Below are 14617 nucleotides of genomic sequence, written 5' to 3' on the forward strand. Positions count from 1 at the left end.
TCATTGTAATAAGATTTAATCAGTTATTAAGGCGTAATTTGCTTATACATATGATAACTAACTGGGGGTTGTATTATTTGACATCGACACTTTTTGTGCACGATATTCATAATCGATCCGCAGTAACACCGCCACGGCACAACTCATAATTAATAAGCTCGACCCACCATAACTCACGAGGGGCAATGTTAACCCTTTCGTTGGTAATAATCCGGAGGCTGCACCAACGTTAACCAAGGTTTGAAAACAAAACCAAACACCAATGCTAATTGCTAAGAATCCAGCAAACGACGCATCTATTTCCAGACTACGACGACCAATTTGTAGCGCTTTAAATACCAATAACATCTGTAGCATCAAGACGATGAACACGCCAATAAAACCTAATTCTTCAGCAAGAATTGCAAATACAAAATCGGTATGAGCTTCTGGTAAATACTCTAATTTTTGAATCGAGTTACCAAGCCCTTCGCCGCTAAAACTACCACGGCCAAATGCCATTAAGGATTGGGTAAGTTGATAACCACTACCAAATGGATCATCCCAAGGGTCAAGAAAAGAGGTTATCCGTCGCATTCGATACGGCGATAATATCACCGCTAATACACCCAGTAAAATAGCCACAACACATAGTGCCATGAAGTGCACCAACTTTGCACCACCGATAAATAACAGTGCTACACTGGTGGTTAAAATAACCATCACAGAGCCGAAATCAGGTTGAAAAAGAAGCAATATAGAGATAACCGCGATCACCAGTAAGCCATTCACAAAACCTTTATAGCTTTCTTGTAATAAGCTTTTTTGACGGACTAAATAACCTGAAAAATAAATAAAGAGGGCAAATTTAGCAAACTCGGCGGGCTGCATATTCAAGGGGCCAAACGAGAGCCAACGGGTACTGCCATTAACCGTACGACCAATGACTAATACCACGATCAATAAAGTAATAGCGACAAATAAAAACCGCACGCTATTACGCTCAAAAAAAGCAATCGGTACATTCAACACACAAATTGCGGCACACAAGGACACGATCAGAAAGACTAAATGCTTTTTCACAAACATGAAGGGATCATCACCCAGCGCAATACCTTCAGGTAAGGATGCCGATGCCACCATCACCAAACCAACCATCATTAAGATAATCGCTAATAATAATAACTGGCGATCATAAACCGCAGCGCGCTGCTCTTCAGCACCTAATAAATAGGCTTTCGTCCGTGTTAGAAATTCCATTATAATGCCTTCACTAACGCTCTAAAGTGGTCACCTCGTGCCATAAAATTAGCGTACATATCGATACTCGCACATGCAGGTGACAACAAAACCCAGTCGCCCGGTTGTACAATCTCACTAATTTCAGCAATCGCAACGGCCAGGTCAGGGACCAGTTTCGTATTCTCCGTTAACGCAAAAAAACGTTCGCCATCTTTACCAAAGCAATACGTCAACGCAATGTCATCACGTAATGCGGAGACTAAAGGACTAAAATCAGCGCCTTTGCCATCACCGCCAGCAATCAGGTATAGACGTCCTTTAACACTGCTTTTCAACCCCGCCAGCGCCGCTAGCGTGGCGCCGACATTCGTGGCCTTCGTATCATTAATCCACATTACTCCATTGAGCTCACGAATAAACTCACAGCGATGCGCTAACCCCGGAAATTGGCGCAAGCCCGGTAACGTTTTCGCTCTATCCACACCAGCTGCATCAAGCAGGGCAATGGCAGATAATGCATTCATTAAATTATGTACACCGGTGATCTGTAAATCATCGGCGCTGATAATGCCCTCACCTTGATGAGCAAGCCAAGTACTACCTTGTTGTTGGATCAAGCCATAATCAGCATCATCTTCACCAAAGCTACACTTAACCGCATTGAGCGTATTATCTTGTGCAGGACAAGCCGTTAATACATCATCACGATTTGTTACCACAGTTTGCGCATGCTGATAAATTGATAATTTGGCTTGACGATAGGCTTCAAAATCAGGATAACGATCAAGATGGTCATCAGTTACATTCAATACGGTCGCAGCGATAGCCTTAAGACTGTAGGTAGTTTCTAATTGAAAACTTGAAAGTTCGAGCACATATAGCTGATAAGAATCGGCTACATCCAGCAGGTCTAATGCTGGGATGCCAATATTGCCACCGATTGCCGTTTTAACGCCTGCCGCATTCGCCATTTCACCAACCAGTGTGGTCACGGTTGATTTACCGTTTGAGCCAGTGATAGCAATAATTGGTGCTTTTGCAGCTCTAACAAACAATTCAATATCGCCAATCACTTCAACACCATTTTGTTGCGCAGCGGCGATCGCAGGCGTTGCAATGGCAATACCAGGACTGACAATTAATTGTTGAGCTTGTAATAAGATCTCAGGGTGTAAGCCACCCTTATATAAGGTTACCTGAGCTGGCAACTCATCTTGTCCCGGCGGTGCATCACGACTATCAACAACAACAGGAACTATACCTTGTTTTAGAAAATAACGAACACAAGACAGACCGGTTTGGCCTAAACCAACAATAACGATAGGCGAAGCCATATTTTGCTCAGATAATTGTGTCATTAGCGTACCTTCAACGTTGCTAAGCCAATAAGCACTAAAATAATAGTAATGATCCAAAAGCGCACAATCACACGGGGTTCAGGCCAACCTTTTAGTTCATAATGGTGATGAATCGGCGCCATTCTGAAGATGCGTTGACCACGTAACTTATAAGAGCCAACTTGTAAGATAACCGATACTGTTTCCATAACAAAAACACCGCCCATGATCACCAACATGAACTCTTGGCGAACTAATACCGCTAGCGTACCTAAACCCGCACCTAACGCTAATGAACCAACATCGCCCATAAATACTTGTGCTGGATACGTGTTAAACCATAAGAAACCAAGTCCGGCACCAACCATCGCGGCACACACAATCACTAATTCACTGGCTTGTGGGATGTAAGGAATAAACAGATATTCAGCAAATTTAACATTACCTGTTAAGTAAGCCACGAGCATAAATGCACCCGCCACTAATACCGTTGGTAAGATAGCTAAACCATCCAAACCATCGGTTAAGTTAACCGCATTACTACTCCCCACAATCACAAAATAAGTTAATACAATGAATAATAATCCAAGTTCTGGCATGTACTCTTTAAAGAAAGGCACAACTAATGTCGTTTCTGCCGCCGAACCTGCCGTTGCATAGAGATACACAGCGATACCAATTGCGACCGCTGACTGCCAGAAATATTTCCAACGCGCAATCAGGCCATCGGTATCTTTACGGATCACTTTGCGATAGTCATCCACAAAACCAATCGCACCAAATGCGACAAACACAAACATCATGATCCAAACATAGGCATTATCTAATCTTGCCCATAATAGCGTTGATACTAAAATTGCAACGAGGATCATCACGCCACCCATTGTTGGTGTACCACGTTTACTGAAATGCGATTCAGGGCCATCATCACGAACCACTTGACCAATCTGCATATCTTGCAAATAGCGGATAAGTTTAGGCCCCATCCATAATGTCAGTAATAGCGACGTAATTATCGTGATAATTGCACGAAAAGTGAGATATGAAAAAACTCTAAATAGCGAGAAATGCTCACTTAAAGATTCGAACAACCAAACTAACATTTTATTTCCTTTACTGTATTTCCAACTAAAAATTTAGTGTTCTCAGCGAGCTTTGTGGTTAACAAACTGATTGCCTGCTCCATTTTAGCACTACGAGAACCTTTAAATAATAAAGTAAACATCTGCTCTTTAGGAGCAGTTGTGATTAAGTCAACTAACGCATCAACCAGTGCTGGCTGAGCTAAAAAGGCACGACCAATAACACCAGCTGTTAATGCAGCTTCACGACTAACGACACCACAAGTATAAACATGATCAACCTGTTGCTGCTGAGCATAATGCCCAACTTGTTGATGCATATCAGCAGTACTAACGCCCAGTTCACCCATATCGCCCATGACTAATACATTTGTTGATTTGAAATGGGTTAATACGTCAATGGCCGCCTTTACTGAGGCAATATTGGCATTATAGCTATCATCAATAATTCGAATACGTGGGACTAATTGTGATATTTTCAATCGACCCTGTACATTAACCATAGATTCAAGGCCTAACTTAATGGTTTTAATATCAATACCAAAACAACTTGCCATTGCAGCGGCAGCTAATGCATTAGCGACATTATGACGACCTGCAACACCTAAGTTAATCGTACAGTCACTATCTGGCGTACATAATCTAAACGTCGGGTTACCCGAACCATCAAATTCAATATTAGCTGCAAAATAATCAGCTCTCTCATCAACAACCGAAAAGTTAACATGTCGCTGTGAATCAACTTTACGTAACCAGTATGGATAAAACTTATCATCGCGGTTTAGTACCGCCATGCCTTGTTGCTTAACCCCTGATAATATCTCACTTTTAGCCAATGCGATGCCCTGTAGATCACCAAAGCCTTCTAAGTGTGCCGCATCAACATTATTAATTAACACCACATCTGGCAATACCAATCCCGTGGTATAAGCAATTTCTTTTTTGTGATTAGCACCAAGCTCCATCACCGCAAATTGGTCTTCTTGCTGTAAGCGTAATAATGTCAGTGGGACACCAATATCGTTATTAAAATTGCCTGCCGTTGCTAATGTTGGGGCGACTTGCTTTAAAATCGCTGCCAACATTTCTTTCGTCGTGGTTTTACCATTACTGCCTGTAAGCGCTGCAACTTTAGGATTAACTTGTTCACGCACCATTTTACCTAACAAACCTAACGCAATACGGCTATCTTTTACCAGAATTTGCGGGATATCCACCGCTTGCTTTTTTGTAACGATAGCCGCGATAGCACCTTGCTCTGCCGCTTTGGCAACAAAACGATTGGCATCAAAATTATCACCACTTAACGCGACGAACAAATCACCGGCTTTAATCGTGCGTGTATCTGTTGAAACCTGAGTAATGACGACATCATCACCTTGGTACTTGCCATTGAGTTGTGTCGCAATTGCACTTAACGCTAAACTAATCATTATTTGTTACCCAACATCTCTGTGATCGTCTCTCGATCACTATAATGGTGTTTATCTACACCGATAATTTGATAATCTTCATGGCCTTTACCTGCCACTAAAATAATATCATCAGCACGACTTTGTTCCATCGCCCAATGAATAGCACGACGGCGATCGTGAATAACTTGCATCGCATCGGGGTTAGCAAGACCTTTTAGCATATCAGCTACAATCGAAGAGGCAGACTCTGTGCGCGGGTTATCATCAGTAATGACAGCCATATCTGAAAATTGTTCAGCGACTTGTGCCATTAATGGTCTTTTACCTGTATCTCGGTCACCACCACAGCCATAAATGCACCAAAGTTTGCCTTCACAATGCACACGTAATGCTTGTAATGCTTTTTCTAATGCGTCAGGTGTATGTGCATAATCGACAACGCAAGCAGCTTGCCCTGCTTGTTTGAATAATTCCATACGGCCACATACAGCGGTTAATTTTGGTGCTACCTGTAATAAATCATCCAAATCATAACCGAGTGCTAACAAGCTCGCGCAAGCGGCCACCACATTAGACGCGTTAAACTCGCCAATTAAACCACATCGCAGTGTACCTTCACCCCAGCTGGTTTTTAACTCGCAGCTAAAACCACCGGTATCAAAGTTCAAATCACGACAACATAAAAAGGCGCCAGAATAGGCTGATAAATCTTGCTGAACTGAAAATTGAATAGCATCAGGCCATTGCTGTGACCACGCTTTACCATAAGCATCATCAACGTTAAGGATCTTATGTTTCACAGCACCTTGAAATAAGATTTTTTTGGCATTGGCATAAGTATCCATATCGCCATGATAATCAAGATGATCACGGGTTAGATTGGTAAATAATGCCACATCAAAATCGAGAGAATTCACACGTCCTTGGATCAAGCCGTGTGAGGATACTTCCATAGCACACAATTCTGCACCTTGTTGCACTTGGTTCGCTATTTCAGCTTGTACATCTAAGCCGCTACCTGTGGTATTTTCTGTTTGCACTAATTGATCGAATAAGCCATTACCGATAGTCCCCATCACGCCAGCTTTACCGTTTAATAAAGTAACCCAATTGGCAATAATCTGCGTGATCGTGCTTTTACCATTAGTGCCTGTAACACCGACAAGTTTTAATTGCTGCGAAGGGAATTGATAAAAACTATCGGCTAATGCGGATAAGGCCTGATTAAGACCAAAAAAAGCGACAATAGGGATGCCATCAACATATTCAATATGACCATGTTCAGCCTGAATATCAGCATCTTTCAATACCAATATCGCACCACATTGTAATGCATTACCAATAAATCGACGACCATCAAGGGCATGACCATTTATCGCGACAAAACAGTCGCCCACTTGTACTTTCCGACTATCAATGATCAACGCGTTAACCGCTAATTCAAGATCAATATTCCACGTTTGTAGAGATAAGACTCGACATGACGAATTCATTTCCAAACCCTTAATATTTAAAGCCCGTAGCATTTAACAATCCTTAGCATCAAACAATCCTTAAACGCCTGAGCGCCGTTTAACTTCTTAAGAGTCTTTTGCTGTTATCGTTAATGATTGTTTTTTATCTGGTGTTACATTCAACATTTGCAATGTTCTTTCCATTACTTCCGCAAATACTGGCGCCGCGATCACACCGCCGTAATAACGATCACCACTTGGAGAGTCAATCACCACCGCTAATGCAAAGCGCGGATTAGACACAGGTGCGACACCAGCAAATAGTGCAACATAATCGTCGCCATAACCACCCGCAATCGCCTTACGAGAAGTACCAGTTTTACCTGCAACACGATAACCATCAATGCTAGCTCTCTGACCCGTACCGCCTTTTGTTACCACGCTTTCCATCATGAGTAATAGCTCTTGCGCGTGATGTTCAGATAACACCCGTTCTGACAATGGCATGGTTTCTTGTTTTCTGATCGTCAGTGGACGATATAAGCCGCCAGAAGCAATCGTGGCATAAGCATGAGCAAGCTGTAATGTCGTTGCCTGCAAGCCATAACCAAAGGATAACGTTGCGTTCTCAAACTCTGACCAGCGTGAACGTCGTGGCATATAACCTCTACTTTCACCATTTAAGATCAAGCTACTTTCATTACCAAAGCCAAATTGATAATAAGTATCCAACAAACGTTGATGACCTAATTTCAACGCTATTTTACTCACACCCATGTTCGATGAATAACGTAGAATATCGCCCAGTGTAATGTCACCACGGTTGCGGGTATCTTGTACTAAACGGCCACCTAAACGCATACGTCCGGGGTTGGTATCAATGATAGAATCGGCGGCAATAATGCCATTATCTAAACCACTGGCAATCACTAACGGTTTAATGGTGGAGCCGGGTTCGTAGCTATCCGTGATCGCACGGTTCTTTAACTTATAACTGTCATATTTACTGCGATTATTGGGGTTAAACGATGGACTATTTACCATCGCTAATATTTCCCCGGTTTTGACATCAATCATGACCAATGAACCCGACACTGCACCATTGTATTTAACCGCTTTTTTCAAGCGCTGATAAGCTAATGATTGGATCCGTTGATCGATACTGAGCTGGATATTGTTGGCTTGTTCACTCTCCTGAATGACAGAGATATCTTCAATGACATTCCCTAACCGGTCTTTACGGACAATTCGTTTACCTGGGGTGCCAGTAAGGAAATCATCATAAGCCTTTTCAACGCCTTCAATTCCTTTATCATCAATATTGGTCATGCCGACAAGCTGGGCGCTTACTTCACCCGTAGGATAGAAACGGCGCGACTCTGGAGCCTGACTCACGCCGACTAATTTTAATTCATCTACATACTTAGCGACCGCAGGACTAATTTGACGCTTGATATACATAAAACGACTATTAGATGCCATGATCTTTGCTTGCAGATCAGCAAGATTTAGATCTAAGATTTCGGCAAAAGCTTGCCATGCGCGTTTGTTATCAAAACTATTTTTATTCTTAATGGTGCGCGGATCAACATGAATGGCCATCACCGGAACACTCACCGCCAATTCAACCCCATTACGATCGGTGATAATACCGCGTTGAACTTGCTGTGACGTCACCCGTAGAGAACGCATATCGGCTTGTTTACGCAGATGTTCAGGATTGATTACCTGGATGTAAGCAGTACGGGCGAGTAAGCTTAAAAAAATAATAACGACCGTGGCCGCGACTAAATGATAACGCCATAGGATAAAATTGGCAGGTTCTTCGTGGGCAATATTTCTACGATTTGTCACTGCTGTTTCACCAATTTCTCTTCTGCAGTACTAGGTCGATACATACCGAGTTTATGTTTTGCGGTGTATTCAATTTTACTGTGTTCTTCTAGCGTACTTTGCTCTAACAATAAGTTACGCCATTCAATATCGGCAAAGTCACGCTGAGTTAGTAACTGCTCTTTATTATTAGTGAGTAAACGGGTTTCATGCGTTAGCATGATCACGGCAAAAGCGGAAATTAAGATGACAAACAACAAACTAACGACTCGCTTATGCTGGCCGATGTCAGTCATGATAACCTTACCTAAATCCCACTTAATGCCGAACATATTACAACTTTTCCGCTACGCGTAATACAGAACTACGCGCTCGAGGGTTTAATTCTAATTCTTGTTCCGAAGGTTTGAGCATTTTACCGACCGCCTTCATGGTACGCGTTTTATCAATTTCTTCTTGCATGATAGGTAAACCGTATGGCACTTCTTTACCACGCGCTTGTTTACGAATAAATTGTTTAACAATGCGATCTTCTAACGAATGGAAGCTGATCACAGATAAACGACCACCAGATTTAAGGCATTTTAATGCGCCTGCTAATGCACGTTCTATTTCTTCTAATTCACTGTTGATGTAAATACGAATAGCTTGGAATGAGCGAGTTGCCGGATGCTTGGTTTCTTTTTTCGATTTTGGCACAACACGACAGATTAGACTTGCTAACTGAGTTGTGGTTTCAAATGGCGTACCGTCACGATCAAATACCACTGCACGGGCAATTTTACGGGCAAATTTTTCTTCACCAAATACTTTCAATACCCACACGATATCATCGTAATCTGCTGTTGCTAGCCATTTCGCCGCAGTAAGACCGGATGTTGGGTCCATACGCATGTCCAACGGTCCATCACGTAAAAAACTGAAACCACGTGATGCATCATCAAGTTGTGGAGACGAAACTCCTAGATCGAGTAGTACACCGTCAATTTGTCCTGTTAGCCCTTTGTTTTCCATGTATTCAGCAATACCAGAAAATTGACCGTGAACAATATCAAAACGCGGGTCTTCTAATTTTAATGCTTCACCAACCGCAATCGCTTCAGGGTCACGATCGATTGCGATCAAACGCCCGTTTTCACCGAGTTGAGACAAAATAAAGCGAGAGTGACCACCGCGACCAAAAGTACCGTCAATGTAAATTCCGTCCGGTTTTAAGTCGAGTCCGGCTACGGTTTCGTTAAGTAAAACGGATACGTGTGCAAATTCTTGTGTCATGTCGATGAAAGCTCTTAAAAATACTTAAAATTATAGCAAGTGCTAAAATGGTTATTGTAACGTAAAAGGTCTAGTTTAGGGAGGGGTAAAACGGATTGCAAGTGATGCAGATAATCTGAGGGAAAAAATAAACAAGAACTTATCTATAATTAAAGAAGATATAGATAAGTTCTTGGAGTTGGTCGATAAGCCGGGTTTTGTCGTGGACAATCATTCCTCTAGGTCTGCAATCGCTCACAGACTCAAGCAACCTACCCGCTTTCAGCGTGGGCCACGCCTATAGAAAGCCTATTTGGTCTTGCTCCGGGTGGAGTTTACCCTGCAACGAACTATTACTAGTCGTCCGGTGCGCTCTTACCGCACCCTTTCAGCCTTACCTGTGCTTCCGAAAAAGCCATCGGCGGTCTTCTCTCTGCTGCACTTGTCGTAGGCTTGCGCCTCCCAGGCGTTACCTGGCACCCTGCCCTGTGGAGCCCGGACTTTCCTCCCCTCTATAACCTCGATATAAATACCGAGTCATAAAGCGGCGATTGTCTGACCAACTCCAAGGCGAAGGATAGTACATAATCTAAGACAGAAAATCCAGCGATTAATTAAAATTTTCTAAACCCCATTTATACAAGGCGTTCTTTTTGCAACTGTGAATTTCTGCCGTTAATGCCGCTGCTTTTTTTAATGGTAACTCTTTATTTAATAATTTCAATGTATTCAAAACCTTAGCTGGAATCTCAAGGCCTGTAGGTTTGAAACCCGCAACTAAGAGTACAATTTCACCACGGCTACGGTTACTGTCTTCCGCTACCCATACTGCTAACTCACCCACTGGCATAGTAGTAATACTTTCAAATGCTTTGGTTATTTCGCGTGCAACACACACTTCACGCTCAGGACCCATGATCGCCGTTAAGGCATCTAAGGTATATTGCAAGCGACGTGGTGATTCATAAAAAATCATCGTACGGGTTTCTTCTTTCAGCTCGGTGATTTTATCATTACGGGCTTTTTCTTTCGAGGGTAAAAAACCTTCAAACGAGAAACGATCTGATGGGAGACCAGAACCACTCATTGCTGTTACTGCAGCGCAAGGACCGGGTAGTGGAACCACTTTAACACCATGTGCACGACAGGTATTTACCAAATGGTAACCAGGATCACTGATCAACGGCGTACCGGCATCTGAAACCAGCGCTATGCTGATACCAGATTGTAGTTTTGATACTAAATATTCTGCTTTTTGCTGTTCATTGTGATCATGCAAAGCAAATGTTTTAGTCTTGATTTGATAATGGCTTAGCAGTTTCCCAGTATGGCGGGTATCTTCTGCAGCAATTAAATCAACACTTCTTAGTATCTCTAAACCACGCTCTGTGATATCAGAAAGGTTGCCAATCGGGGTTGGAACGATAAATAAAGTTGCTTGTTCAGACATTTCATTCTCATGGGTAGTTTTTTGTTAAGCGATGATGCTTTAGTATAGGGGTATTATAAATCTCTTTTGCAGGATAATACACCAATGGAATTTAAGCACAGTTATTCCCGCTTGATTATGTTTTTTAGTTTGAGTTTACTGCTCAGTGCGTGTTCAAGTACCACAACATCTGAAAAAGCAACATCGAAACCTCAGCTAATGGGTGCGCCAGACGTACTCACGCAAATAGATCAACCGGCGCAATACTACATTGATAAGATAGCATTAGCGAATAAACCACAAACTATCTCTTGGCAGTTATTATCCGCACGTGCTTTGATTGCAGAAGGTCATCCCCAACCTGCGCTTGATATATTATCATCGGTAGAGAGAAATCCATTATCAACACAGCAATTATTTGAAGTCGCGTTAGTCAAATCAGAAGCCTATCTATTAGAAAAACGCTATCAAGATGCAGCCACAGCGTTACACTTTAGCTCGACACTAAGTACACTGGAACTCGCACATTGGCAACGTTACTATTTATTAAACGCCACTATTTCCGAACTTATGAATAATAATGCGAAAGCGGTTGAATACCGCGTCGCGTTAAATGACTTCCTCGATGCAAAACTGCATAGCACCAATAATACGCGTATATGGGAGTTAGTCACGGTAATACCAGCGTCAGAGTTATACCCGCTAACACAGCAATTTGACACTGAAAACCCAACGCTGTCAGGTTGGTATCATTTGGCGATGGCCGCACAACAATATCGTACCGAACCACAATTACTCATTCAAAATTTACAAGCATGGAAAACAGAATACCCACAACACCCTGCATTGAGTGCTTTCCCTGTCGAACTGGTAAAAGCAATGGCAATAACGCCTTATGCGCCAAGTCAAATCGCGGTACTGGCCCCTTTAACGGGTAAACGCGCAGTCGCAGGTGAAGCAATCAGAGATGGGATGCTAAGTGCTTACTATCAAGATGAAGAAGCCGATAGAATTAACTTACGTTTCTATGATACGGCAGCAACAAGTGCAGATGAACTGTACTTGCAAGCCATTGATGATGGGGCTGACTTTGTTGTTGGTCCATTATTAAAATCAAATTTAACCAAAGTATTGCCTCTAGTAAAAGAAGTACCAATAATTTCATTAAATAAACTGGCTGAAGCGCCAACAACAGAAAATATCTTTTATTTCTCATTAAGTTCGAATGATGAAGCGATTGCGGCCGCTAGAAAAATGCAAAAAGACGGGATTAAACAACCATTAGTGCTCGCACCAAATAACCGGGTCGGTAACCGTTTAGCCACAGAATTCAGCAAGCAATGGCTATTACTCACGCAGGGTACAAGTGATACTTATAAGTATAAAAGCCGCAGTGATATGCAAAACACAGTAACCTCACTATTTTCAGTGACGTCGAGTAATCAGCGTATTAACTTAATGAAAAATCTAGTCGGTGCTAATATTAAAGCTAAAACCCGTAGTCGTCGTGATATTGATGCCATTTATATTATTGCCACGCCTTCCGAAGCCATGTTAGCAATTCCTTACATCATTACAACCCAGAACCCTTATGCGCCACAGGTTGCCCTGTATGCGAGTTCACGTACCCATGGTAATAATCTTTCTAAAAGCCAAAATCGTGACCTTAATGGTTTAATATTTAGTGATATGCCTTGGTTGTTGAACCCAGATCGCGAACTTAAACAGCAAACTTTGGCACTGTGGCCAAATATGTCGAAAATCCAGCAAAATCTTTTTGCGATGGGCTACGATTCATTTAAATTAATTCCAAACCTGCTACAGCTACGTAATTTTCCTAACTTACGCCTAGCTGGCCAGACTGGCATTCTTTATATTAATGAAAACGGCATTATCGAACGCGAATTTAGTTGGGCTAAATATCGCTCAGGCAAGATAAGACTTGAGGACACGAACGCTGAAACCAAAACAACCCCGTAAACGCGGTGAATATTTTGAAGGTATAGCAGCTGATTTTTTACAGCGCCAAGGATTAATTATCTTGGCGCGAAATTTCGCTTGCCGCCAAGGTGAAATAGATTTAATTTGCCAGCACGGTGCAAGCTGTGACATAAAATTTACAACAACACTACCCACCTTAGTATTTGTCGAGGTAAAATATCGGCAATACACCCATTACGGCGGTGCTATTTCAGCAATTCCGGTCGCGAAACAACGAAAATTGCGTTATACGGCGCAATATTATATGGTGCGCCACGGAATAAATGAAAACTACACCCCTTGCCGTTTCGATGTGATTGCCATTGAAGGTTCCAGTGATAATATTCAATGGATAACCAATGCTTTTTAGAGTAGATACCCATGTTAGAGCTAATTAAAGAAAATTTTACTGAGAGTATTCAAACCAAGATCGCCGCAGCCGAGGCGTTACCCGAATACATTCAAAACTCAGCCATGATGATGGCACAATGCTTATTAAACGGTAACAAGATATTAATTTGTGGTAATGGTGCATCAGCTAGCTTGGCACAAAATTTTTCTGCATCATTATTAAACCGTTACGAAACCGAACGCCCAAGCTTACCAGCATTGGCATTAACCCCAGACTGTACGCTAATGACAGCCATTGGCACCGACACCAGCTTTGATATGGTTTATTCTAAACAAGTGCGCGCCTTGGGAAATGACGGTGACATTCTGGTGGTCATCTCTGCAGGCGGCCACAGCCGTAATGTCATTAAAGCGATTGAAGCAGCACTAACACGCAATATGACAATTGTCGCTTTAACCGGTAAAGACGGGGGGGAAATATCTGGGTTATTAGGTCCACACGATGCCGAAATCCGCGTACCGTCACGCCGGGAAGCAAGAATACAAGAAGTACATGCTCTGATCATTAACTGTCTTTGTGACATTATCGATCAAACCTTATTCCCACAACAAGAGTACGAAGAATGAGCATGACAGTAGCAAGAAAACTTAAATATTGGCTGACTATCAGTATCACAATACTGAGCTTTGCTGTGATACAAGGCTGCAGTAACACAGGTAGTTTTAGCCAGTTAATTGATGATGAAACAATTACCTTGGATATCACAGCAGCGCTTAATGATGCCAACAAACAACTACTGTTAAATAACAACCTGCATATTTTAACCAATCGCACTAAAGTATTACTATCAGGTCAAGTTAGAACCGAAGCTGAGCGCAAGCAAATCGTCGATATTGCCGCAAACACAACGTCTGTGCAGCAAGTATATAACCAGATCCGTTTAGGTACACCAATCTCATTTGAACGAGCCAGTAAGGATGCTTGGCTAACCACAAAAGTGAAAACCAGTATTCTTAATTTAAAAAATGTTGAACCGCTGGGAATTAAAGTGATCACTGAGAATGCCGAAGTATTCTTAATTGGACGAGTAACAAAAGCAGAAGGCGATAAAGTTGCCGAAGCGGCACGTTATGTCGTTGGTGTGGATAAAGTAATTAAAGTATTTGATTATCGCTAATCAGCGAACTATGCTGTAAATCGAACATAAAAAAAATGCAGTACTGAATGATGTCCGTCGACAAATTCAAGTACTGCATCGAT

General features: G+C 42.2%; 13 protein-coding genes and 1 other RNA gene. 4 read left to right on the top strand and 10 right to left on the bottom strand.

The window, feature by feature from the left end; all coding sequences use genetic code 11:
* Nucleotides 1-57 precede the first annotated feature (57 nt).
* The 10 genes from ftsW to rsmI all read right to left on the bottom strand — a co-directional run bounded on the left by ftsW (nucleotide 58) and on the right by rsmI (nucleotide 11046).
* A complete protein-coding gene (ftsW, locus tag AKG98_RS11525) occupies nucleotides 58-1239 on the bottom strand; it encodes a cell division protein FtsW (RefSeq protein ID WP_067045842.1) in 1182 nt (393 codons plus the stop codon).
* Nucleotides 1239-2579, bottom strand: coding sequence for a UDP-N-acetylmuramoyl-L-alanine--D-glutamate ligase (murD, locus tag AKG98_RS11530; RefSeq protein ID WP_067045844.1), 1341 nt, complete (start codon nucleotides 2577-2579; stop codon nucleotides 1239-1241). Before murD ends, ftsW begins: the two co-directional genes overlap by 1 nt.
* On the bottom strand, nucleotides 2579-3661 hold the full coding sequence (mraY, locus tag AKG98_RS11535) for a phospho-N-acetylmuramoyl-pentapeptide-transferase (RefSeq protein WP_067045845.1): 1083 nt from the start codon (nucleotides 3659-3661) through the stop codon (nucleotides 2579-2581). Before mraY ends, murD begins: the two co-directional genes overlap by 1 nt.
* Nucleotides 3655-5073 carry a UDP-N-acetylmuramoyl-tripeptide--D-alanyl-D-alanine ligase gene (murF, locus tag AKG98_RS11540; RefSeq protein WP_067045847.1) on the bottom strand — a complete coding sequence of 473 codons (1419 nt, stop codon included), beginning with the start codon at nucleotides 5071-5073 and terminating at the stop codon, nucleotides 3655-3657. Before murF ends, mraY begins: the two co-directional genes overlap by 7 nt.
* Complete coding sequence (gene murE, locus AKG98_RS11545; RefSeq protein ID WP_228140281.1) at nucleotides 5073-6548, bottom strand: UDP-N-acetylmuramoyl-L-alanyl-D-glutamate--2,6-diaminopimelate ligase; 1476 nt, start codon at nucleotides 6546-6548, stop codon at nucleotides 5073-5075. Before murE ends, murF begins: the two co-directional genes overlap by 1 nt.
* A gap of 87 nt (nucleotides 6549-6635) precedes the next feature.
* Nucleotides 6636-8363 (bottom strand): penicillin-binding protein 2, encoded by a 1728-nt coding sequence (locus AKG98_RS11550; protein WP_067045851.1) that lies wholly within the window; start codon nucleotides 8361-8363, stop codon nucleotides 6636-6638.
* Nucleotides 8360-8674: a cell division protein FtsL gene (gene ftsL, locus AKG98_RS11555; protein WP_067045852.1), complete on the bottom strand. Its 315-nt coding sequence runs from the start codon at nucleotides 8672-8674 to the stop codon at nucleotides 8360-8362. The genes AKG98_RS11550 and ftsL overlap by 4 nt, the downstream gene beginning before the upstream one ends.
* A 1-nt stretch (nucleotide 8675) precedes the next feature.
* Nucleotides 8676-9617 carry a 16S rRNA (cytosine(1402)-N(4))-methyltransferase RsmH gene (gene rsmH, locus AKG98_RS11560; protein ID WP_067045854.1) on the bottom strand — a complete coding sequence of 314 codons (942 nt, stop codon included), beginning with the start codon at nucleotides 9615-9617 and terminating at the stop codon, nucleotides 8676-8678.
* Between the two features lie 170 nt (nucleotides 9618-9787).
* Nucleotides 9788-10163: RNase P RNA component class A (gene rnpB, locus AKG98_RS11565), an RNA gene on the bottom strand.
* Nucleotides 10164-10206: 43 nt separating this feature from the next.
* Nucleotides 10207-11046, bottom strand: a complete 840-nt coding sequence (gene rsmI, locus AKG98_RS11570; RefSeq protein ID WP_067045856.1) for a 16S rRNA (cytidine(1402)-2'-O)-methyltransferase — start codon at nucleotides 11044-11046, stop codon at nucleotides 10207-10209.
* A gap of 84 nt (nucleotides 11047-11130) precedes the next feature.
* Here rsmI and AKG98_RS11575 point away from each other — a divergent pair, with 84 nt between their 5' ends.
* The 4 genes from AKG98_RS11575 to AKG98_RS11590 are packed head-to-tail and all read left to right on the top strand — an operon-like array spanning nucleotide 11131 to nucleotide 14534.
* Nucleotides 11131-13005 (top strand): penicillin-binding protein activator, encoded by a 1875-nt coding sequence (locus tag AKG98_RS11575; protein ID WP_067045858.1) that lies wholly within the window; start codon nucleotides 11131-11133, stop codon nucleotides 13003-13005.
* Nucleotides 12968-13375, top strand: a complete 408-nt coding sequence (locus tag AKG98_RS11580) for a YraN family protein (protein ID WP_083543946.1) — start codon at nucleotides 12968-12970, stop codon at nucleotides 13373-13375. Before AKG98_RS11575 ends, AKG98_RS11580 begins: the two co-directional genes overlap by 38 nt.
* Nucleotides 13376-13386: 11 nt before the next feature.
* Nucleotides 13387-13983, top strand: a complete 597-nt coding sequence (locus AKG98_RS11585; protein WP_067045859.1) for an SIS domain-containing protein — start codon at nucleotides 13387-13389, stop codon at nucleotides 13981-13983.
* A 2-nt stretch (nucleotides 13984-13985) separates the two neighbouring features.
* Nucleotides 13986-14534: a BON domain-containing protein gene (locus AKG98_RS11590; RefSeq protein WP_067045861.1), complete on the top strand. Its 549-nt coding sequence runs from the start codon at nucleotides 13986-13988 to the stop codon at nucleotides 14532-14534.
* The last annotated feature ends 83 nt before the right edge of the window (nucleotides 14535-14617 follow it).

The sequence above is a fragment of the Moritella sp. JT01 genome (assembly GCF_001574435.1).
Classification (GTDB): Bacteria; Pseudomonadota; Gammaproteobacteria; order Enterobacterales; family Moritellaceae; genus Moritella.